Source organism: Amycolatopsis sp. Poz14, assembly GCF_006704225.1.
Lineage (GTDB): Bacteria > Actinomycetota > Actinomycetes > Mycobacteriales > Pseudonocardiaceae > Amycolatopsis > Amycolatopsis nivea.
Window position 1 is genome coordinate 1573302 of the sequence record NZ_JACLHD010000001.1, and the last position, 21205, is coordinate 1594506.

Here is a 21205-nt window from a genome sequence, read left to right on the forward strand (position 1 = left end):
TAGTCAACTCGCGGACGGTTGCGCGGTATTCCGGCGCAGTGCCTGGAATTCGACCGGGCTGTGCGCGCTGAACACCGAGATCTCGTCCTGGTGTTCGCGGGCGAGGGTCTGCAGCCGGGCGAGGTTGGCGCGGCGAGCGGAGCCGTCCATCTGGTTGATCACCTCGAACGCGCGCATGCCGGGCGGGCAATGCGGGCTGACCGGGGCGACTTCGCCGTGGAAGAAGTACGCGTCGCCGGCGTGCAGGAGCCAGCCGTCGCCGGTGTCGACTGCGACGCCGGAGTGCCCGTGCGTGTGGCCGGGAAGCGGGACGAGCAGGATTTCCGGCGGCAGACCGCGCAGCGGCCGCACCGCGTCGAAGCCGAACCAGTTTTCGCCGGCCTCGTCGTAGGTGCTCCACAGTGGACTGTGCGCGAATTGCTCGGCCCGGTACCGCGTTTTCTCCGGGAAACTCTTCGGGTTGTCCGCGGCGCGACGTTCGGTGGTGCGGACATGCACGGTGGCGTCGGGGAAATCGGCGAGCCCGCCGGCGTGGTCGACGTCGAGGTGGGTCATCACGATGTGCCGGACGTCGGCGGGATCGTGGCCCAGCGCGCGGATCTGCGCCACCGCGGTTTCCTCCATGGTCGGCTTCGCCCCGACCATCGCCATGAACGGACCGCCGAGCCAGCGCCGCGATTCGGTGACTCCGCGAGTGCCGAACCCGGTGTCGACCAGCACGAGCGCGTCGGCGGTCTCCACGAGCAGGCAGTGCGCCACGATCGTGCTGCGCCGCAGCATCCCGGGGCGGCCGTCGAGCGCCTTGCCGCCGAGCGGACGCATCGTGCCGCAGTTGAGGTGGTGCACCTTCATACCGTGCTCCTCTCGCTGAGCCGGACGAAATCGGTCAGGTCGTGCGAGGCGAACACGGTCACCTCGTCGGCGTGGTCCCGGCGCAGCTCGCGCAACCGGCGCTGGTTCTCGCGCCGGGGCCCGGGCAGCGTCTGGACCCGCCGTTCGAACATAGCCAATCCAGGCGGGCAATAGGGCTCGGCGTCGATCTCCCGGTGGAAGAAATACGAATCACCCGCGTTGAGCACCCAGCCGGACCCGGTGTCGACAGCCACCCCGGCGTGTCCGACGGTGTGCCCGGCGAGCGGCACGAGCGCGACGCCCTCGACCCCGTCCAGCTCGCGGACCGCGTCGAGGCCGAACCAGCTGTCGCCAGCGTCCGAATAGGACTTCCACTGTGGACCGTGCCGGAACTGGACGTCGCGGTACCGCGGGTTTCCGGCGCGGTAGGCGTCGAGTTCCTTGCCGTAGACGTGCACGCGCGCCTGCGGGAAGTCGACGAGCCCACCGGCGTGGTCGAGGTCGAGGTGGGTGAGGACGATGTCGCGGACGTCGGCCGGGTCGAAGCCCAGCGCGCGGATGCGGCTCAGCGCGGTTTCGCTTTCGTCCGTCATCGGATTCGACGTGCGCAGGAAGCGCGGGCCGAGCCAGCGCGCGGCGTCGGTGACGGTGGGCGAACCCATTCCGGTCTCGATGAGGGTCAGTCCGGTGCCGGTTTCGACCAGCATGCAATGGCACACGAGGGTGGCGCGGCGCAGCAGCCCGGGTTTTCCGTCGACCAGCTTGCCGCCGATCGGACGCATGGTGCCGCAGTTGAAGTGGTGTACACGCATTAGGCGAACTCCCGTTCGACGGTGGTGTGCAGGTGAGCGGCGACGGCCTGCAGCGGCGCGGTATCCCGCCGAGTGCGCGCGAGCAGCAGCGCGCCTTCGATCGCGGACAGCACGATCGTCGCCAGCGAAGCGGCACGGTCCTCGGCGAGGCCGTGCGAGGTGAAGTAGGCGGAGATATCCCGCAGCCAGCCTTCGTAACCCTGGTCGCAGGCGGCGCGGATTGGCTCGCTGTCGGCGGCTTCCAACGCGACAGTCGCGATGGGACAGCCGCAGCGATAGTCCGATTCGGACAGTGAGGTGGCGAGTGCGGTGACGATGAGATCGATGGCAGTGGCCGGATCCGGTGCGCCAGCGGTGATTTCGCGGAACTGCCCGGCCAGCCGCTCCCCGGAAAGCTGTACCGCCTCGGCGGCCAGTTGTTCCTTGCCGCCGGGGAAATGGAAGTACAGCGAGCCCTTCGGGGCCCGGCTTTCGGACACGAGCTGGGTCATCCCGGTGGCGTGGTAGCCCTGGGTGCGAAACAGCTCAGCCGCCGATTCGAGCATCCGGCGGCGCGTGTCGGTGCGGTTGACCATGCGCCTACCGTAGCTCAAACTATGACGACCGGTCTAGTTAGTTTCGAGGCGTGCCCGCGCGGCGCGGCCGATCGGTAATCTCAGCGCCATGGCGAACCCCACCGGAGAGCAGTTCGAGATCACCCGCGGCAACGCGCGCGCCGTCATCACCGAGATCGGTGCCGGACTGCGCGCGTTCGAGATCAGCGGAGTGCCGTATGTCGAGACGTTCGCCGAGGACGAGAAGCCGCCGAAGGGGCTCGGCCAGGTGCTGCTGCCGTGGCCGAACCGCACCAAGGGCGGCAAGTGGGAGTTCGAGGGCGAAGAGCAGCAGCTGGAGATCACCGAGGAAGCGCGCGGCAACGCCATCCACGGCCTGACCCGGCACCAGGAGTGGGAGCTGCTGGAGCACGCCGAAACGTCGATCACGCTCGCCATCGACGTCGAGGTCCAGCCCGGCTGGCCGGTGCCGCTGCGCGCGACGATCACCTACGACCTGCAGCCGCGCGAGCTCGTGATCACCCACGAAATCCGCAACGAAGGGGAGAAGCCGATCGGCGTCGGCGTCGGCACCCACCCGTACTTCCGGATCGGCGACGCGCCGACCGACGAGCTGGCCCTCACGCTGCCTGCCACGCGCGTCCGGCCGTACGAGGGCGATCAGCAGATGCCGTACGCGGACGAGCAGGACGTCGAGGGCACCGAATACGACTTCCGGCAGGGCAAGCTGCTCGAAGGCGTCGACCTGGACACCGCGTTCGGCGGGCTGGAACTTGCCGCGGACGGCACCCACCACTACGTGCTGTCCCACGGCGACCGCCAGCTGGTGGTCTGGACCGGTCCGGACTTCCGCTGGGTGCAGGTGTTCACGCCGGACGACCTGGTCGGCCGCGGCCGCGCGGTGGCGATCGAGCCGATGACCTGCCCGGCGGACGCGCTCAACACCGGCACCGACCTGATCGAACTGGAACCGGCCACGTCGTGGACGGGCAGCTGGGGGATCCGGGTCCCGTGAAACTCGAACTGCTGCCCGAGGCCGCCGCGGGCGAGCTGCTGACCTTGCAGCAGGCCGCGTACCTCACCGAGGCGCGGGCGCACCAGAACTTCGACCTGCCGCCGTTGCTGGACACCCTCGACGACGTGCGCGCGGCCATCGCGGACCCGTCGATCACGGTCTGGGGATTCCGCGACGGCGGCAGGCTGGTGGCGAGCGTGCGGATGCGAGTGGCCGGCCCGGTCGGCGAGATCGGCAGGCTCGTGGTGGCGCCGGATCGTCAGGGCGAGGGACTCGGCACCGCGCTGCTGGCGGCCGCGGAGGAGGCGACCCCGGCGGAGGTGACGGTGTTCCGGCTGTTCACCGGCGAACGTTCGGCCGGGCCGCTCTATTTGTACCGAAAGCTCGGTTACCGCGAGACGCATCGGTCGCCGGAGGCGGACTATCAGTTGGTGCACCTGGAAAAACCCCGGATGCGCGAACCCGGGTGAGTTCGTTAGCGTGTCAAACTATGGCTTACAAGGCGATTGTCGGGGGCTATGTGGTCCCCGTCGGCGCCGCTCCGATCGAGGGCGGCACTGTGCTCATCGAAGACGGCCGGATCACCCACGTCGGGGCTGAGGCCGACGTCGAGGTGCCGGAGGACGCGGAACTGGTGGACGCGTCCGGCAGCTGGGTCTTGCCGGGGTTCATCGACGCGCACGCGCACCTCGGCGTCCACGAGGACGGCGAGGGCTGGGCGGGCAACGACACCAACGAAATGACCGACCCGAACGGCGCCCGCTTCCGTGCGATCGACGGGATCGACCCGTACGAACCGGGCTTCGACGACGCGCTGGCGGGCGGCGTCACGAGCGTGGTGATCAAGCCGGGGTCGGGCAACCCGATCGGCGGGCAGACCATCGGCGTGAAGACGTGGGGCCGGTCCATTCTGGACATGGTGTTCGCCGAGCAGGTGAGCGTGAAGAGCGCGCTGGGCGAGAACCCGAAGCGGGTTTACGGGGAGAAGAAGGTCACGCCCTCGACCAGGCTCGGGGTGGCCGCGATCCTGCGCGAGGCGTTCACGAAGGCCCGCAACTATCAGGAAAAGCGCGAGCACACGCGGTCCGAGGGCAAACCGTTCGAAACGGACCTGACGAACGAAACCCTGGCGAAGGTCCTCGACGGCGAGCTGTACTGGGACCAGCACGTGCACCGCGCCGACGACATGGTGACCGCGATCCGGCTGGCCGACGAATTCGGCTACAAACTGGTGATCAACCACGGCACCGAAGGCCACCTGATCGCGGACCTGCTGGCCGAACGCGACGTCCCGGTGATCCTCGGCCCGCTCTTCACCACGAAGTCCAAGGTGGAACTGCGCAACCGCACCCTGCGCTCGGCCGGAATCCTCGCGCGCGCCGGGGTGAAGATCGCGATCACCACGGACCACCCGGTCATCCCGATCAACTTCCTGGTGTACCAAGCCGCACTGGCGGTGAAGGACGGCCTGGACCCGGAGACCGCGCTGAAGGCATTGACCCTGCACCCGGCGCAGATGCTCGGCCTGGACGACCGGATCGGCACCCTGACCCCCGGCCTGGACGCGGACGTGGTGCTGTGGTCCGGCGACCCGCTGGACGTGATGAACCGCGCGATGCGGGTGTTCGTGCGGGGCCAGGAGGTCTACCACTTCGACGAGACGACCGGCGAGGGCGTTTCGGCGGATCGGCGGTACCGGGAAGCTCGCTGAGGTTGGTTGAGGCGGCCTGGTCGGCCGCCTCAATCGAGCAGTGCGGCGAGGTCCAGCTCGAACGGGAACGGCTCGGCGGTGCGGAATTTCCCCGTGACGGCGGGGGAGTTCCGATAGCCGAGTTCCCCGGCCTGGTGGCAGGCGACAAGGGAGACCGGGTCGTCGAGGTCGAGGATCCAGTAGAACGGGATTCCGGCGTCGGAGTACTCCTTGTGCTTCGTGACGTAGTCGGTGCGTTTCGACCCCGGCGTCGCGACCTCGACCACCAAGACGAGGTCTTCGGCGCGGAGTGCGTCCTCCTCGGGAGTCCGGGCGATCGCGGCCGACGTGGTGACCAGGAGATCGGGGCACCGGGAAAAACCTGGTGCCCCGTCCGGCGCGAGCCCTAGATCGATATCCACGCGTGGCACCACGGAAAACTCGTCCGGCAGCTGATCATGCAGTTGGAAGGCGAGCGCGTACGTCGCGTGGTTGTGCCATGCGCCCGGCGACGGAGAGAAGACCAGACGGCCTTCGACGAGTTCGGTGAATCCCGGCTCGACCTCGCCGAGCGCGAGGTATTCCTTGATCGAGAGCAACTGCCGCGGAAGTGTCCTGGTGTCCATGCCGCTCACGGTAAGCGAGGGGTACGACACTTTCCGCCAACACAGTCCGCCAGGAACGCCCCCAACCCCCGCGGCGAACCCCCGGTCACCGCGGCGAAATCGTCGCTCAGCCAAGCCCCGTCCCCGGCCGCCAGCAGCTCGAAGACCTGCGCATTCGACCCCGCCTCCGGCACCCCGTTCGACTCCATCACCGCCTGGTGCTCCGCAGCCGAAATCCGCCGGTACTCCACCGGGCGGCCGGTAACCGCAGCCCACTCCCGGGCCACGTCGGCGAACGTGACCAACTCCGGCCCAGTCAGCAGATACGTCCGCCCGGCATGCTCCGCCGGGGCCGTCGCGATCGTGGCAGCCGCGGCGGCGACGTCTCGGGCGTCGATCATTCCGATCCGGCCATCGCCCACGGACGAAGAAAAGCCGCCCGTCGCCGCGATCTCCGGTGCGAGGGCGAGCAGATTCTGCATAAAGAAGTTCGGCGCCAGCAGCGTGTACTCCATCCCGGACGCCTTGAGGTGCGCGTCAATCCGCGCGTGCTCCCGCCGCCGGGCGACTGGCGAATCGTCAACAGCCTTGTGGTTGGTGACCCGCACGACGTGCCGCACTCCGTTCGCGGCCGCGCGGTCGAGCACCGTCAGCTGCGACGCCACCGCGGGCCCGATCAGCACGAGGGTGTCGACCCCGCGCAGTGCCGCGTCGGGGGTGTCCGGCCGGTCGAAATCGCCGACCACCTCATCGGCCCCGCCCGAAGGGGTGCGGACGAGCGTCCGGACAGGTCCGAGCAGGCGGACGACTTCGCTGCCGATTTTTCCGGTGGCACCGGTAACCAAGATCATGCGACCAAGACTGCTCGCCGCCAGTATCGTCTGTGAAGAAGGCACCTCAACGAACCATAGGTACCCAATGGATACCAAGTATGCGAAAGCGTGTCCCTCGCGCACCGTGATGGACGTGCTGGCGAACAAGTGGACGCTCTACGTCCTCGGTCTCCTCCGCCAGTACGAACGCCCGCTGCGGTTCACCGAACTGCGCCGCGGCGTCGAAGGCGTGACACAGAAATCGCTCACCCATGTGCTGCGCAACCTCGAACGCGACGGAATGGTCACCCGCACGATCTACCCGACGATCCCGCCGCGCGTGGAGTACGCGCTGACCGATCTGGGCCGGGACGTCGGGGCCTTGACCAGTGCGATCGCCGACTGGTCGAAAGCCAACGCGGGCCGCGTGCAGGCCGCCCGCGTGGCTTATGACGACAGAAAAGACTAGGCGTTCTTCAGGGAACGCGCGATCACCATCCGCTGGATCTGGTTCGTCCCCTCGAAGATCTGCGGCACCTTCGCCTCCCGCATGTACCGCTCCACCGGGAAGTCCCGCGTGTACCCGGCACCGCCGAGGACCTGGACCGCGTCCGTCGTCACCTTCATCGCGCCGTCCGTCGCCACCAGCTTCGCGATCGACGAATGCCGCTGGAAGTCCAGGCCGCGGTCGCGGCGGCGAGCGGCGTCCAGGTAGGTTGCGCGGGCCGACTCGACCGTCGCCGCCATGTCCGCCAGCAGGAACTCCAAGCCCTGGAAATCCGCGATCGGGCGGCCGAACTGCGTGCGGCCCTTCGCATACTCCACGGCCTCGTCCAGGGCCGCCTGCGCCAGGCCCACCGCGCACGCGGCGATCCCGAGCCGTCCCGAGCTGAGCGACGACAGCGCGATCTTCAGGCCGGCACCCTCGCCGCCGATCAGCCGGTCGGCCGGGACCCGGGCGTCCTCGAACAGCATCTGCGCCGTCGGGGACCCGGTGAGGCCCATTTTCCGTTCGCGCGGAGCCGCCGACAGGCCCGGAGTCGACGAGTCGACAAGCAGGCAGGAGATGCCGTGCCCGCCGTCGTCGCTCGTGCGGACCATCGTGGTGTAGAAGTCCGCCACTCCGGCGTGGGTGATCCACGCTTTCGTGCCGTTGACGACGTACTCGTCCTCGGAAAGCCGCGCGCGGGTGGACAGCGCGGCCGCGTCCGAGCCGGCGTGCGTTTCCGACAGGGCGTACGCGCCGAGCAGCGAGCCGCCCAGCATGTCCGGCATCCAGCGGTCCTGCTGTTCTTCCGTGCCGTAGTGCGCGAGCGCGTAGCAGGACATCGTGTGCACCGACAGCCCGACGCCCACGCTCATCCACGCGGCGGCGATCTCCTCGAGCGCCTGCAGATAGACCTCGTACGGCTGCTCGGCACCGCCCCAGCGCTCCGGGTACGGCAGGCCCAGCAGTCCGGACTTGCCCATCAGGGTGAACAGGTCGCGCGGGAACTTCTCGGCCTCCTCGTCGGCCGAAGCACGCGGTTTCAGCTCGTCACGGGCGATTTCCGTGACGAGTGCGAGCAGGTCTTCGGACTCCGGCGTCGGCAGCAGACGGTCGACCGGCATGGCTTCCTCCCAGGCGGCGGTACTGAAAACAGTACTGACGGATGATTGAGAGTACCGTATCCGGAGCGGGACTGTCCCTGATCGGTAGGAGATAGTGACGTGATGTCCACCCCTGAAGCCCGTCGCCGGCCCACCGCGCGGCAGCAGGCGCTGCTGCGCGAGCTCGAGGCGTTGTTCCTGGCGGAGGGCTTCGCCGGCTTCACGCTCGACGACCTGGCCGCCCGGCTCCGCTGCTCGAAATCGACGCTGTACGCGCTCGCGCCGAGCAAGGAGCAGCTCGCGGTCAAGGTCGTCGCGCACTTCTTCCGCGACGCCGCCGAACGCCTGGAAAAGCGGATCGCGGGCATCGACGACGCGCGCGAGCTGATCGGCGAGTACCTCTCCGGTGTCTCCGAGCACCTGAACCGGGCGTCGCCGGAGTTCATGGCCGACATCGCCGCCTTCGCGCCCGCCCGCGACACCTATCAGCTCAACAGCCGCGCCGCCGCGCGCCGGATCCGCGCGTTCATCGACAAGGGCGTCGCCGACGGAGTGTTCCGCGACGTGCACGCGCGGCTCGTGGCCGAAATGACCGGACTGATCATCGAGGGCATTCAGACCGGCGTGCTCGGCAGGCGCACCGACGTGTCCGACGCGGAAGCTTTCACCGCGCTCGGCGAACTTCTGCTCGGCGGGCTCGACAAGAACTGATTTGTCCGCATCGGGACAGGAATTGTCAGCGCCCGTTCCTCTACACTCGCCGCTTGTGATCGTGGTGGGTGGAGAGGCGCTGGTCGACCTCGTTCCTGGCGAACCGTTGGATTCCACTGTGGACGGTGGGCTGCGCGCGCTGCTGCCCCGGCTCGGCGGTGGTCCATACAACGTCGCGCTCGCCGCGGCCCGGCTCGGCGTTCCCGCGTCGTTCCTGTCCCGGATTTCCACCGACCGGTTCGGCGTCGCGTTGGCGAATCGCCTTACCGCTTCGAACGTCGACACTTCCTTGCTGCAGCGCGGCAACGAGCCGACGACGCTCGCCGTCGTCGCGCTCGACGAACGCGGCGCCGCGCAATACACCTTCTACGTCGAGGGAACCGCCGATCGGCTGGTTTCCGATCCCGGCGCGCTGCCGGAAGAAACCACCGCGCTGTCGCTCGGAACGCTCGGCATGGTGCTCGAACCCGGCGCGAGCGCGTACGAGCAGATTCTGCGCCGCGAATCCGCGCGTGGGACCCTGACCGTGCTCGACCCGAACATCCGGGAGGCGCTCATCGCCGACCCGGCGGCCTATCGCGCGCGTTTCGCCTCGTGGCTGCCCGACGTGCGGCTGTTGAAAATCTCTGACGACGACGCCGCGTGGCTCGCCGAGGGGGCCGACCCGGTGGCCGCCGCGAAAACGTGGGTGGAGTCCGGTGTGGACGCCGTCGTGCTCACCCGGGGCGCGGACGGCTTGTCTGTGATCACTTCGGCTGGTGAGCTGGCACACGTTCCGTCCCGCAAGGTCGAGGTCGCGGACACGATCGGCGCCGGCGACACCGTGCAGGGCGCGTTGCTCGCCTGGCTGCACGAGCGCACCGTGCGCGACCTGGCCGCACTCGACGCCGGCGCGTGGACCGAAGCGCTTGCTTATGCGGCGAAAGCGGCGTCGATCACGGTCTCCCGCAGCGGAGCGGAGCCGCCGACCGCCGCGGATATGGCGGCCACCGTGTGAACCTGGTCCCAATGGGGCCTTTTGGGGCAACGCAGCGAGTGCGGACTGACCCACCCTTCGACTAGCGTAGTGGTGAATTCATACCCAGCGGGGCGGTGTGCAGCGAGGCGCGTGTTTCCTCGCGTGAACACGTGGCTACTGCGGAACCTTGCAGGCGCCGCCGTCCCGTGCCCAACGTGAGAGGGACCTGCATGTCCGACGCGACGAATGCGGGGCAGTCCGGCGGCGAAACCGCGACGCTGCGCCTGCCGAGTGGCGAGCACGAGTTCAAGGTCGTCAACCCGGTCGAGGGCGCGCCGGGGATCGAGCTGGGAAAGCTGCTGGCGCAGACGGGGTACATCACCTACGACCCCGGGTTCGTCAACACCGGCGCCGCGTCGTCGGCCATCACCTACATCGACGGTGATGCGGGCATCCTGCGCTACCGCGGCTACCCGATCGAGCAGCTGGCGGAGAAGTCCACCTTCATCGAGGTGTCCTACCTGCTCATCTACGGCGAGCTGCCGACCGAGGCCCAGCTGGCCGACTTCACCGAGCGGATCCAGCGGCACACCCTGCTGCACGAGGACCTCAAGGCGTTCTTCTCCGGCTTCCCGCGCGACGCGCACCCGATGCCGGTGCTGTCCAGCGCCGTTTCCGCGCTGTCGACCTTCTACCAGGACTCGCTGAACCCGTTCGACGAGCCCAACGTCGAGCTGTCCACCATCCGCCTGCTGGCGAAGGTGCCGACGCTCGCGGCGTACGCGTACAAGAAGTCCGTCGGCCAGCCGCTGCTGTACCCGGACAACTCGCTGGGCCTGGTCGAGAACTTCCTGCGGATGACGTTCGGCTTCCCTGCCGAGCCGTACGAGGTCGACCCGGACGTCGCGAAGGCGCTCGACCTGCTGTTCATCCTGCACGCCGACCACGAGCAGAACTGCTCCACCTCCACGGTGCGGCTCGTCGGCTCGTCCGAGGCGAACCTGTTCGCCAGCATCTCGGCGGGCATCAACGCGCTGTTCGGCCCGCTGCACGGCGGTGCGAACGCGGCGGTGCTGGAGATGCTCGAGGGCATCCGCGACGACGGCGGCGATGTCGCGACGTTCGTCAACCGCGTGAAGAACAAGGAAAAAGGTGTCAAGCTCATGGGCTTCGGGCACCGGGTCTACAAGAACTACGACCCGCGCGCGAAGATCATCAAGAACACCGCGGACGAGATCCTCGGCAAGCTCAAGGGCGGCGACCAGCTGCTCGACATCGCCAAGAAGCTCGAGGAAACCGCCCTTTCCGACGACTACTTCGTCGAGCGCAAGCTGTACCCGAACGTGGACTTCTACACCGGTCTGATCTACCGCGCGCTCGGGTTCCCGACGAAGTTCTTCACCGTGCTGTTCGCGCTCGGCCGGCTCCCCGGCTGGATCGCGCACTGGCGCGAGATGATCAACGACCCGCAGACGAAGATCGGCCGCCCGCGCCAGATCTACACCGGCTACGCCTCCCGGGACTACACCCCGATGTCGGAGCGCTGAGCCGCTGCTTGGTGAAACGCCCCGCCGTGCTGTTGCGCGGCGGGGCGTTTATCGTTGTGCGGCATGACGATGGAAGCGCCGGTCGTGCTGTGGTTCCGCCGGGATCTCCGGGTGCGGGACCACGCCGCGCTGTTCGAGGCGGCCAAGCACAGCAAGCACATTCTGGCGCTGTACGTGCTGGACGACCGGCTCCTCGAACCAGCCGGTTCGCCGCGGGTCGCGTTCCTGCTGAATTCCTTGCGGGAGCTGGACAAAGCGTTGTCCGGCCGGCTGATGGTGCGCTACGGCGATCCGGTGCGGGAGGTCGTGGCCGCGGCACGGGAGATCCGCGCGGCGGCGGTGCATGTCTCCGCGGATACCGCACCATACGGACGCGAGCGTGACGATGCCGTGGCTGAAGCCTTGGCAGAGCATCGAATTCAGTGGGTGCCGACAGGTTCTCCGTATGCCGTGACACCGGGGCGGGTCACGAAGCCGGACGGGACCCCGTATCGGGTGTTCACTCCGTTCTACCGCGCTTGGGCGCAGCACGGCTGGCCTCGTCCGGCGGACACCGATGTGTCTATTGTGGACTGGGTCAAGCCTTCTTCTTCGGATCCTTTGCCGGAAACTCCGGAGGTGGAGTGCGAGCTTCCGCCAGCGGGGGAGGACGCCGCGTCGGCGGTGTGGCAGGAGTTCCTTTCCGACGGCCTCGCGGATTACGCGACCGAACGCGATCGTCCGGATCATGCTGGCACCACCAGGATTTCGCCCTACCTGCGCTGGGGTGCGATCCATCCGCGGACGATGCTGGCCGACCTGGCCGGGAACCGATCCGAGGGCGCGCAGGCGTTGCGGTCCGAACTGTGCTGGCGCGAGTTCCACGCCGACGTCCTGTGGAATCGCCCGGAAACCGCGCGGCAGAACTACGACCGGCGGTTCGACGGAATGCGTTACGACACCGGGAAAACCGCGCGGGAGATGTTCGCGCTGTGGTGCGAAGGCCGGACCGGCTACCCGATCGTCGACGCCGGAATGCGGCAGCTGCTGGCCGAGGGCTGGATGCACAACCGGGTCCGGATGATCGTGGCGAGTTTCCTGGTGAAGGACCTGCATCTGCCGTGGTGGTGGGGCGCGCGGCACTTCATGAAACATCTGGTGGACGGCGATCTGGCGTCGAATCAACTGAACTGGCAATGGGTCGCCGGTTCCGGGACGGACGCCGCGCCCTATTTCCGGATCTTCAATCCGACCACGCAGGGCCAGAAATTCGACCCGCAGGGCGATTATGTGCGCCGGTACGTGCCGGAATTGCGTGGGGTGGAAGGGAAAGCGGTGCACGTGCTGAAGGAGCGGCCGGAGGAGTATCCGGAGCCGATCGTGGACCACGCCGAGGAGCGGCAGGTCGCGTTGCAGCGGTACGGGGCGATTACGGGGTCTTAGTGTCGTGTGCCCGTTCGTGGCTTTCCGCCAGCGACAGGCCGCGTTGCCGTTCCTCGATGATCGTCCAGAATCGCGGGCACTTCAGCGGATCGCTGGCCGGACAGTGCCGCCCGTGTTCGAGCGCGGCGCGGGCGACCTCGATGCGGCGTTGCTGCTCGGCCAGTTCGGCGAGTTTGCCGTCGATCATTTCCTGCCGACCCGGCTGTTCTCCGGTGAGGAAACGGCCGATTTCGGACAGCGTGAAGCCGATTTCCTGGAAGAACAGCAGCACGCCGACGTCCTTGACCGCGGACTCGGCGTAACGCCGCCGGCCCGCTTCCCGTTCCGCCGGGCGCACGAGACCGAGTTCGTCGTAGTAACGCAGCGCGCTCGTCGGCACGCCGGTGCGCTCGGCCAGTTCGCCGATGGACAGGGTGGCAGTCATTTGACTTCAAGCGTACTCGAAGTGGTTCGCTCGCCCCATGAACGTTTTGGAGCGCGCTCTGCGCTGGTGGGGCCCGCGTGGCGGGATCGCGCAGTTTCACCGGCCGACCGGGATTCCGGGACACGTCGCCGGATTGATCATGGGACGGCGGTCGTCGAATGTGACGCGCAATCGGTGGGCGGTGCGGTTGCTCGACATCCAGCCGTCCGAACGGGTTCTCGAACTCGGCTGTGGTCCGGGCGTGGCCGTTGCCGCACTGGCGGACCGGGCGGCGCTGGTGGTCGGCGTCGACCACTCGTCGGTGATGATTCGGCAAGCACGGCACCGAAACTGGTCGGCAGTCCGGGCCGGGCGGGTGCGTTTGATGTGCGCTTCGGTCGAGAATCTGGCGTTCGGCGAGGGGTTGTTCGACGCCGCGTTGGCCGTCAACACGATGGGCATGTGGCCGGAGCCGGTCGCCCGGCTGCGAGAACTGGCCCGGTTGTTGCGTCCTGGCGGGCGCATCGCACTGGTATCTCAACCACGGCAGCCTGGTGTCACGTCGGCCGCGGTGGTCGAGGAGTTGACCGGAGTACTCGCGGAGGCTGGCTTTTCCCGGCTCCGCACCGAAATGCTCGACTTGGATCCACCAGTCGTTTGCGTACTGGCAGTGTCTGACTGAGCACGTCCGCCGGATCGAACTCATCCGGTCCTCCTTGGCCGCGGGACTCTCCACGGGTCCTAACGGCGCAACGCGTCAACCAGCCGCACCCGGCTGCCCACGCGAAGTACCCCATTCCGGTAGACGCGCGCCCCCACCCAGGTGACCACCGCGATCAGCGCGACAGTCAGCACCAGCGACAGCGCGATTTCCCAAGCCTCGACCGTGCCGAGCGCGATCCGGGCGGGCATCAGAACCGGCGACAGCAACGGGATCAGCGACACGATCCGCGTCGCTGCCCCCTGCGGTGCTTGCGTCAGCAGGTTGATCCCCGCGACAAAGCCGATGACCAACGCGATATTCACCGGCCCGACGACGGCCTGCGTGTCCTCCTGGCGGGACACGAGAGCACCAGCCGCGCCGTACAGCATGGCGTAGAGGAGGAAGCCCAGCAGATACCAGACGAGTCCCCAGCCCAGCGTCCCCAACGCGACGCTCGAAATCGAGAAGACTCCGGAAGCGCCGCCTGCCACCAAACCCGCCACGGCGAGGATCGCGAGCTGGGCCAACCCGACCAAGCCGAGCCCGATGACCTTGCCCAGCAGCAAATGCACCGGCCGGACCGTCGCGAGCAGGATCTCCACCACGCGGCTGGATTTCTCCTCGACCACGCCCTGCGCGACGAACATTCCATACGTCATGATGCTGACGTACAACAGAATCGCGACCACGATCCCGGTCACGAGTTTCGTCCCGGCCTGCGGATCGGCCGGTTCGAGAGCCTGGACGTCGGCGTGGGTGGCGGACACGGCCTGGTGCACGGCGGCGGGGTCGAGGTTCGCGGAGTACAGCTGAGCGTCCAGGACCTGTTGCTGTGCGATGGCGTCCAGCGCCGTCCGCAGCTTCGAGTCCAAAGTGGACTTCACGGTCACCCTTGGCCGGGAGGCGCTGCCGGACACGAGCGCGTCGACGTCGCCGTCGCGGACCTGGGTGAGTCCGTCCGATTCGGACTGTACGAGGACGATCTTGAGGTTCCGGTCGTTGTTCTCCAGTTGCGTGGCGATGCCCTGCGCTTGCCCGGCGAGCGCGACTTTCGTGGTCGACCGGTCGTGGGCGAGGAACACCTGCAGCGTGACGTAACCCAGCAGCAGCAACAGCATCACCGCGGTGCTGACCACAAAGGACCGGGTGCGCAGCCGCGCGTTGAGTTCCCGTTTGGCCACCAGCCGCACCGCGCGGGTGGGACGGATCCGGTTCATCGAGGTGCTCCCGGCGTGGCGACGGAATCGCGGAACAGCTCGGCCAGCGTACGGCGGCGGTGGCTGAATTCCGTCACCGGGCCGGTAGCCAGCGCGGCGGCGAGCACGGCCTGGTCGTCGGCGCTCGGCGACAGCTCCAGCACCGTCGTACTGCCGCGGTTCTCGACCACGCGGGCACCGGGAACCGTTGTCGCCCAACCAGGATTGGCGCTGGGTGCGGTGACCACCAACCGGCGCGCGGCGTCGCGGGTCAGCTCGTCCACGGTGCCGACCGCGACCATCCGGCCGTCGCGGATGATGCCGACCCGGTCGCACAGCCGCTCCACGAGGTCGAGCTGATGGCTGGAAAACACCACCGGCACACCCGTCGCCGCCTTCTCGCGCAACACGCCGCTCAGCACGTCGACGGCGAGCGGGTCGAGACCGGAAAACGGTTCGTCGAGCACGAGCAGCGCCGGGTCGTGCACCAGCGCGGCGGCGAGCTGTACGCGCTGCTGATTGCCGAGGCTGAGCTTATGGATGTCGTCCTTGCGCCGCGGCCCGAGCCCAAGCCGCGCGATCCACAACTCGGCGGCGCGGTGTGCGTCGTTGGTGCTGAGGCCGTGCAGTTCGGCGAGGTAGACGAGCTGGTCGATGACCTTCATTTTCGGGTACAGACCGCGCTCTTCGGGCATGTACCCGATCTGCGCGCGGGTGTCGTGCGTGACCGGCCGCCCGGCGAACCGCACCTCGCCGGAATCGGCGGCCAGCACGCCGAGCGCGATCCGCATCGTGGTGGTCTTGCCCGCCCCGTTGCTGCCGACGAACCCGAACAGCTCGCCGGGCGCCGCGGCGAAACTCACGCCGTCCAGCGCGGTTTTCGTGCCGAACCGCTTGCTGATCCGGTCGATCTCCAGCGTCACGCGTCCCCCTCCAGCGGCGCACGGCTGAACACGGCCTCCACCGGCAGGTCGAACACCGCGCAGATGCGCAACGCCAGGTCGAGACTGGGGTAATGGTCCCCGCGCTCCAGCGCCCCGATCGTCTGCGGATTGACCTCGACCGCCCCGGCGAGCTCCGCCCGGCTCATCCCGCGCTCCGCACGCAACCCCGCCAGCCGGTTGTGGATCGGCAGCACCTTGCCACGCCGCACCGGGCTCATGGACCGCACTGTTGCAAAAACCCAACGACCCGTCAAGCTGCCTTGCCGGTAGTTGTCCGGGGTTTTCAGGACAGTCCGGCCAGCGTTTTCTCCACCAGTTCCGCCACCCGCTCGCGCGCGGCTTCAGCGTCGGCAGGGACGAGGGCCAGGCGGGTGCGGCGTTCGAGGACATCCTCGACGGTCGCCGCGCCCTCGTGGCGGACGGCCCACACCACCTCGGCCGCAGTGATTTCCGTCGACGCGCACAGTGGGGCCGCGAATTCCGGCTCCAGTTCGCCGAGCGCTGTCACGCGGGGTGCTTCGGTGCCGTACTTGGCCACCAACCGCGCTGGAGCGTCCACAAGCGACAGACGCGAGCGCGGTGCGGCACCGAGCAGCGGCAGTTTCGAGGTACGCGACGGGCCAGCGGGCAATCCGGCGTGCGTCAAGGCGGCGTCGACGGCGTCCTCGGCCATGCGTCGGTACGTCGTCAGCTTCCCGCCGACCACCGTGAGCACGCCGTCGGAACCGGTGACTACCGCGTGTTTCCGCGAGAGATCCGCGCTGCGTCCGGCGGAACCGGAGACCAGCGGTCGCAGCCCGGCATAGGAACCGATCACGTCGGAAGCGGTCAACGGGCGGTCCAGGACCGACGAAGCAGTCGACAGCAGGAAGTCCACATCGGACTCGGGAACCGTCGGGACGTCCGGGACTCCGCCGGATACCGGCTCGTCGGTGAGTCCTAAGTAGACCCGTCCGTCGAGCTGCGGCAGCAGGAACACGAACCGGTTGGTCTCGCCGGGAACCGGGATGTTGACCGACGTCGCTCCGACCCGGACGGTGTCCGGCGCGAGCACCAGGTGCGATCCGCGGGAAGGACGTAGCTGCACAGAGTCAGTCAGGGTGTCTGCCCAGACGCCGGTCGCGTTGATGACCTGCCGCGCGCGCAGCGTGTACGACGAAGTGCCGTCACTTACCTGAGCCTCGTTGCCAGACAAGGAAACCGCCGACAAGCGCGGGAGAATCCGAGCGCCGAGCAACGCTGCGGTACGGGCGATGTTGACCACGAGGCGCGCGTCGTCAACCAAAGCACCGTCGTACGCCAGCAGGGCGCCGCGAAGGCCGCCGGGGGCGAGGCCGGGGGACAGCGCCAGCGCCTCGGCAGCGGGGATCCGGCGCGGCCCGGGCAGCACGGACGAAGGGGTACGCGCGGCCCGCCGCAGCCCGTCGCCTGCCCGGAGACCGGCGGCGATCAATGCCTGCTGCGCAGCGGAAGTGCCGGGGTAGAGCGGAAAGAGCTGCGGCATCGCGCGCGTGAGGTGCGGCGCGGTGCGCGTCATGAGGATCCCGCGCTCCACGGCGCTCTCGTGGGCAAGCCCGAGTTCACCCTTCGCGAGGTACCGCAATCCGCCGTGCACGAGCTTGCTGGACCAGCGTGACGTACCGAACGCGAGGTCGTGCGCTTCCACCAGCGCGACGGAGAGCCCCCGCGCGGCCGCGTCGAGCGCGATGCCCGCGCCGGTGACCCCGCCGCCGACCACCAGGATGTCGACGCGTTCGCCGTCGACCAGCCGGGACAGTTCGCGCTCGCGGCGGCGCGCGTTGAGGGATCCGGTGCTCATGGTTTCAACCCCGATTCGACCAGGTGCCGGAATTCGGCGAGCAGCGCGGCCTCGTCGACGTCGGCGGTGGCCGGGCGCAGCGAGAACGCGAACGACTGCACGACCAGCAGCACCGATCGCGCCTGCGCGGCGACCCCGGCGACGCGCACCGAGCCGTCTCGGTGCCCTTCTTCGAGCAGGCTTCGGAGCACGTGCTCGGCGAAGTGCTGAGTCGCACCGAGCCGCTCCACGATGTACGGCAGCACCAGTTCGGCGTCGACGTCCAGCAGCGTCCGGAACAGCGGATCGGCGGAGAGCGCCCCGACGCTGGCCGCAGCCAGGTGCACGATGCGGTCGCGCGCGTGCGCGGTCTGGTCGCCGGTCTCGGTCACCCGTTGCAGCAGGCCGCTGAACTCGCGCGTCATCAGCGCGGCGAGCACACTGCGGACATCGGGGAACCGCCGGTACACCGTCATGCGGCTGACCTGCGCGGTTCGGGCGATTTCGGCCAGCGTGGTGCGCCGGACGCCGACCGCGAGCACGCACTGGCGCGCGGCGTCGAGGAGCTCGTCGTCGGCGACGCGAGCCGAGGTCGGGCGGCTGCGGGCGTCCGCGAGTGCGGAGGGGGCCGCTCCCGGGCGGGAGTGACGTTTGACGTCCATGTGTCACACTGTAGTCGTGAGCGATCTCATCAACCACCGCATCCGGCGTTCGTGGACCGAACAAGGCGCGGCCTCGGCCGGTCTGCCCGACCGCGCCGTCCGGTGGCTTGGCCAGCGTATCGGCCAGGTCGGCCCGGATCGAGGAGGGAAAACCGGCGCTCCGAGGTCGGTCGCGGACTCCGCGCTGACTGTGCCCGTCCGTACCGAGTTCGAGGAACTTCTCGGCGCGGACCACGTGCTGGTCGATCCTCAGGAGCGGCTCGGCCGCACCGGTGGTCTGTCCTATCTGGACCTGCTGCACGCGCGGGCAGGCGACGAGGTGCCGGTGCCGGACGCGGTGCTGCTGCCCGCGGACCCGGACCAGGTGCAGGCCGTGCTGGACGTTTGCGTGCGGCACGACATCGGGGTGGTCCCGTTCGGCGGCGGCACGTCGGTGGTCGGCGGGGTCGCGGCGCTGCGCGGCGACAAGGCCGCGGTGGTGGTGCTGGACCTGGTGCGGCTCGACGAGCTGGTGTCGGTGGACCCGGTGTCGCGGATCGCGGTGCTGCAGGCCGGCGTGCGCGGCCCGGAGGCGGAGCGGCTGCTCGCGGCGCACGGATACACGCTCGGCCACGTGCCGCAGTCGTTCGAGCGCGCGACCATCGGCGGCTTCGCGGCCACGCGTTCGGCCGGGCAGGCGTCGTCCGGTTACGGCCGGTTCGAGGACATGGTCGCCGGGGTTCGGCTGGCCACGCCGAAGGGCGAGTGGCGGCTCGGTGTCGCGCCGGCGTCCGCGGCCGGACCGGATCTGCGGCAGCTCGCGGTCGGCAGCGAGGGCACACTCGGCGTGATCACCGAGGTCGCGCTGCGGGTCCGGCCGTTGCCCGAGCAGCGGCATTACGAGGGCTGGATCGTTGACGGCTGGGAGGCCGGAGCGGCGGCGGTCCGAAAGCTCGCGCAGGACCACGCGCTGGCGGACGTCACCCGGCTGTCCGATGTGGACGAGACGAACGTGTCGTTTTCGCTCAACGCCGGGCTGAAGACCACGGCGCTGAAGACGTACCTGGCGGCGCGCGGGATCAAGAACCCGTGCCTGCTGATCGTCGGCTGGGAAGGCGACGTCGCTCGGCGTCGCCGCCGGACGTCAGCGATGTTGAAGTGTTCCGGTGCCGTGCGGATCGGCAAGGTGCTCGGCGAATCCTGGCGGCACGGCCGGTTCAACGGCCCTCGGCAGCGGGACGCGTTGCTGGATCTGGGCGTGTGCGTGGAAACCCTCGAGACCGCGGCGTATTGGTCCAATTTGGACGAACTGCACGACGCGGTGCGCGCGGCATTGGTGGCCTCGCTGGGCCGGGCGATCGTGATGTGCCACGTTTCGCACGCTTACGAAACCGGTGCCTCGCTGTACTTCACCGTGCTGACCTCGCGCGACGACACCGATCCGGTCGGACAGTGGCAGCGCGCGAAAGCAGCGGCGTGCGAGGCGATCACCGGCATCGGGACGATCAGCCACCACCACGCGGTCGGGGTCGACCACGCGCCGTACCTGGAGGCGGAGATCGGCCGGATCGGGCTGGACGTGCTGCGCGCGGCCAAGTCCGCGGTGGACCCGACCGGGATCCTGAACCCCGGAAAACTGCTCGGCTGAACGCGCCCGCGCGGGCAGACTGGCGCGGGTGAGCGATGCAGTGGGTTCCTTTCCGCAATACGAAGTGTTCGCCGACGAATTCCTCGACCACGCGCAGAACGGGTTCTACAACGCGCACTACGACCGTCCGGCCTGCCTGGAATTACTGGGCGACGTCGCCGGGCAGCACGTCCTCGACGCCGCGTGCGGTCCCGGCCTCTACGCCGAAGAACTGACCGCCCGCGGCGCGCGAGTGACCGGCTTCGACCTCAGCCCGCGCATGGTCGAGCTGAGCCGCGAGCGGGTGCCGGCGGGTGAGTTCCGCGTCCAGGACCTGGCCGAACCGCTGAGCTGGCTGCCGGACGCGTCGGTCGACCAGGTGCTCTTCGCCCTCGCGCTGGAGTATGTGGACGACCGGGTCGGTGCCCTGCGCGAGTTCCGCCGGGTGCTGCGGCCGGGCGGCGCGCTGGTGCTGTCGAGGCAGCATCCGACCGGCGACTGGCTCCGGCACGGCGGCAACTACTTCGACGTCCGGGTGATCGAGGAGGTCTGGAGCCGCGGCTGGAAGGTGCGGTACTGGCTGGCTCCGCTAGAACGCACCTGCGAGGAGTTGCGCGAGGCCGGGTTCCTGATCGAGCAGTTGCGCGAGGGGTGTCCGTCCGACGAGGCTGCCTTGGTCGATCCGGAGCGGCACGCCCGGCTGGCGCGGGAACCGCTCGGCTTCCTCACCGTGCGCGCGATTCCGCGGGTCAGCTGAAGGTGCGCTCCGGCGGCAGGACGGTGCAGGCGAGACCGTGTCCGGCCGCCGGTTCGCCGATGAGCGAGGCCGCGTCCGCCTGGGCGACGTCGGCGACGCGGACCGGGGATCCGTTGACCAGCAATGGAAACCGGATCGGCGAGACACCGACGTAAGCGTGCACTCCGGACAGCAGCACGCCGTCCAGCCGGATGTCGGCGTGGTCCAGCATCGCCAGGTCGTACCGATTGCCGCGGCCCTCGCAGACGTCCAGCACCGCCAGCTGTTCCGGCGTCGCGAACCAGACGAAGTGGTCCTCCGTCACGCCCGGCAGCGCGGTGAGCGTTGCCGGGCGCTGGCCGTCGCGTTGCCGCAGCCCGTCGGCCCACACCGCGGCGAGCCCGGTGCACTGCACGCGCGCCGCGACGACCGGCCCGGTCAGGCCGAGCTGGCTGCGCAACCAGGTGATCTTCGACGGGCACGCGTTCGACCCGTACGCGAGCACCGGCGTGCGCGAACGCCACCCCGGCGGCGCGGTGTCCAAGGCGTGGCCCGCGCCGTCGAGGTGCACGAACGAACAATCCGGCCG

24 protein-coding genes are annotated in these 21205 nt (G+C 68.9%); 11 read left to right on the forward strand and 13 right to left on the reverse strand.

Annotation, left to right across the window (positions count from 1 at the left end; genetic code table 11):
- Positions 1-3: 3 nt before the first annotated feature.
- From FKO37_RS07770 to FKO37_RS07780, 3 genes are read right to left on the reverse strand one after another with little or no spacing between them, the layout of a single operon-like run.
- Positions 4-852, reverse strand: coding sequence for an MBL fold metallo-hydrolase (locus FKO37_RS07770; protein ID WP_238604090.1), 849 nt, complete (start codon positions 850-852; stop codon positions 4-6).
- Positions 849-1664, reverse strand: coding sequence for an MBL fold metallo-hydrolase (locus tag FKO37_RS07775; RefSeq protein WP_134665361.1), 816 nt, complete (start codon positions 1662-1664; stop codon positions 849-851). Before FKO37_RS07775 ends, FKO37_RS07770 begins: the two co-directional genes overlap by 4 nt.
- Entirely contained in the window at positions 1664-2239 is a 576-nt protein-coding gene (locus FKO37_RS07780; RefSeq protein ID WP_037819906.1) for a TetR/AcrR family transcriptional regulator, read from the reverse strand. The genes FKO37_RS07775 and FKO37_RS07780 overlap by 1 nt, the downstream gene beginning before the upstream one ends.
- A gap of 88 nt (positions 2240-2327) precedes the next feature.
- Here FKO37_RS07780 and FKO37_RS07785 point away from each other — a divergent pair, with 88 nt between their 5' ends.
- Genes FKO37_RS07785 through FKO37_RS07795 form a run of 3 tightly spaced genes read left to right on the forward strand, consistent with a single transcriptional unit; the run spans position 2328 to position 4944 of the window.
- Complete coding sequence (locus FKO37_RS07785; RefSeq protein ID WP_037819903.1) at positions 2328-3233, forward strand: aldose 1-epimerase family protein; 906 nt, start codon at positions 2328-2330, stop codon at positions 3231-3233.
- Positions 3200-3703 (forward strand): GNAT family N-acetyltransferase, encoded by a 504-nt coding sequence (locus FKO37_RS07790; RefSeq protein ID WP_238604091.1) that lies wholly within the window; start codon positions 3200-3202, stop codon positions 3701-3703. Before FKO37_RS07785 ends, FKO37_RS07790 begins: the two co-directional genes overlap by 34 nt.
- 20 nt (positions 3704-3723) lie before the next feature.
- Entirely contained in the window at positions 3724-4944 is a 1221-nt protein-coding gene (locus FKO37_RS07795) for an amidohydrolase (RefSeq protein ID WP_238604092.1), read from the forward strand.
- Positions 4945-4973: 29 nt separating this feature from the next.
- Here the strand turns inward: FKO37_RS07795 and FKO37_RS07800 are convergent, their stop codons facing one another.
- Both FKO37_RS07800 and FKO37_RS07805 read right to left on the reverse strand, forming a co-directional pair.
- A complete protein-coding gene (locus tag FKO37_RS07800) occupies positions 4974-5549 on the reverse strand; it encodes a Uma2 family endonuclease (protein WP_238604093.1) in 576 nt (191 codons plus the stop codon).
- A gap of 5 nt (positions 5550-5554) precedes the next feature.
- Positions 5555-6379, reverse strand: coding sequence for an NmrA family NAD(P)-binding protein (locus tag FKO37_RS07805; RefSeq protein ID WP_238604094.1), 825 nt, complete (start codon positions 6377-6379; stop codon positions 5555-5557).
- A 67-nt stretch (positions 6380-6446) separates the two neighbouring features.
- Here FKO37_RS07805 and FKO37_RS07810 point away from each other — a divergent pair, with 67 nt between their 5' ends.
- Positions 6447-6809, forward strand: coding sequence for a helix-turn-helix domain-containing protein (locus FKO37_RS07810; RefSeq protein ID WP_238604095.1), 363 nt, complete (start codon positions 6447-6449; stop codon positions 6807-6809).
- On the opposite strand, the gene FKO37_RS07815 is transcribed toward FKO37_RS07810, so the two are convergent.
- Positions 6806-7951, reverse strand: a complete 1146-nt coding sequence (locus FKO37_RS07815; RefSeq protein ID WP_238604096.1) for an acyl-CoA dehydrogenase family protein — start codon at positions 7949-7951, stop codon at positions 6806-6808. The genes FKO37_RS07810 and FKO37_RS07815 overlap by 4 nt on opposite strands.
- A gap of 102 nt (positions 7952-8053) precedes the next feature.
- On the opposite strand from FKO37_RS07815, the gene FKO37_RS07820 reads away from it, so the two are divergent.
- The 4 genes from FKO37_RS07820 (at position 8054) to FKO37_RS07835 (ending at position 12568) form a co-directional block, all read left to right on the forward strand.
- On the forward strand, positions 8054-8641 hold the full coding sequence (locus FKO37_RS07820) for a TetR/AcrR family transcriptional regulator (RefSeq protein WP_037369544.1): 588 nt from the start codon (positions 8054-8056) through the stop codon (positions 8639-8641).
- A 55-nt stretch (positions 8642-8696) separates the two neighbouring features.
- Entirely contained in the window at positions 8697-9638 is a 942-nt protein-coding gene (locus tag FKO37_RS07825) for a carbohydrate kinase (protein WP_037819887.1), read from the forward strand.
- Positions 9639-9829: 191 nt separating this feature from the next.
- Complete coding sequence (locus FKO37_RS07830; protein WP_009083788.1) at positions 9830-11146, forward strand: citrate synthase; 1317 nt, start codon at positions 9830-9832, stop codon at positions 11144-11146.
- A gap of 63 nt (positions 11147-11209) precedes the next feature.
- A complete protein-coding gene (locus tag FKO37_RS07835; RefSeq protein WP_238604097.1) occupies positions 11210-12568 on the forward strand; it encodes a deoxyribodipyrimidine photo-lyase in 1359 nt (452 codons plus the stop codon).
- Here the strand turns inward: FKO37_RS07835 and FKO37_RS07840 are convergent.
- Positions 12555-12992 carry a MerR family transcriptional regulator gene (locus FKO37_RS07840; RefSeq protein WP_238604098.1) on the reverse strand — a complete coding sequence of 146 codons (438 nt, stop codon included), beginning with the start codon at positions 12990-12992 and terminating at the stop codon, positions 12555-12557. The two genes, FKO37_RS07835 and FKO37_RS07840, sit on opposite strands and share 14 nt — an antisense overlap.
- Before the next feature lie 37 nt (positions 12993-13029).
- On the opposite strand from FKO37_RS07840, the gene FKO37_RS07845 reads away from it, so the two are divergent.
- Positions 13030-13653 (forward strand): class I SAM-dependent methyltransferase, encoded by a 624-nt coding sequence (locus FKO37_RS07845; RefSeq protein WP_238604099.1) that lies wholly within the window; start codon positions 13030-13032, stop codon positions 13651-13653.
- A gap of 59 nt (positions 13654-13712) precedes the next feature.
- Here the strand turns inward: FKO37_RS07845 and FKO37_RS07850 are convergent, their stop codons facing one another.
- The 5 genes from FKO37_RS07850 to FKO37_RS07870 form a co-directional block, all read right to left on the reverse strand.
- Positions 13713-14891 carry an ABC transporter permease gene (locus tag FKO37_RS07850; RefSeq protein WP_238604100.1) on the reverse strand — a complete coding sequence of 393 codons (1179 nt, stop codon included), beginning with the start codon at positions 14889-14891 and terminating at the stop codon, positions 13713-13715.
- On the reverse strand, positions 14888-15787 hold the full coding sequence (locus FKO37_RS07855) for an ABC transporter ATP-binding protein (protein WP_240014641.1): 900 nt from the start codon (positions 15785-15787) through the stop codon (positions 14888-14890). The genes FKO37_RS07850 and FKO37_RS07855 overlap by 4 nt, the downstream gene beginning before the upstream one ends.
- A 2-nt stretch (positions 15788-15789) precedes the next feature.
- Complete coding sequence (locus FKO37_RS07860) at positions 15790-16032, reverse strand: helix-turn-helix transcriptional regulator (RefSeq protein WP_037819875.1); 243 nt, start codon at positions 16030-16032, stop codon at positions 15790-15792.
- A 65-nt stretch (positions 16033-16097) separates the two neighbouring features.
- Positions 16098-17633, reverse strand: a complete 1536-nt coding sequence (locus tag FKO37_RS07865) for a glycerol-3-phosphate dehydrogenase/oxidase (RefSeq protein ID WP_238604102.1) — start codon at positions 17631-17633, stop codon at positions 16098-16100.
- On the reverse strand, positions 17630-18274 hold the full coding sequence (locus tag FKO37_RS07870; RefSeq protein ID WP_037810967.1) for a TetR/AcrR family transcriptional regulator: 645 nt from the start codon (positions 18272-18274) through the stop codon (positions 17630-17632). The genes FKO37_RS07865 and FKO37_RS07870 overlap by 4 nt, the downstream gene beginning before the upstream one ends.
- Positions 18275-18290: 16 nt before the next feature.
- On the opposite strand from FKO37_RS07870, the gene FKO37_RS07875 reads away from it, so the two are divergent.
- Entirely contained in the window at positions 18291-19901 is a 1611-nt protein-coding gene (locus tag FKO37_RS07875; protein ID WP_238604103.1) for an FAD-binding oxidoreductase, read from the forward strand.
- 28 nt (positions 19902-19929) lie between these two features.
- Entirely contained in the window at positions 19930-20637 is a 708-nt protein-coding gene (locus FKO37_RS07880) for a class I SAM-dependent methyltransferase (protein WP_238604104.1), read from the forward strand.
- On the opposite strand, the gene FKO37_RS07885 is transcribed toward FKO37_RS07880, so the two are convergent.
- Entirely contained in the window at positions 20630-21187 is a 558-nt protein-coding gene (locus FKO37_RS07885) for a gamma-glutamylcyclotransferase (RefSeq protein ID WP_238604105.1), read from the reverse strand. The genes FKO37_RS07880 and FKO37_RS07885 overlap by 8 nt on opposite strands.
- Positions 21188-21205: the final 18 nt, after the last annotated feature.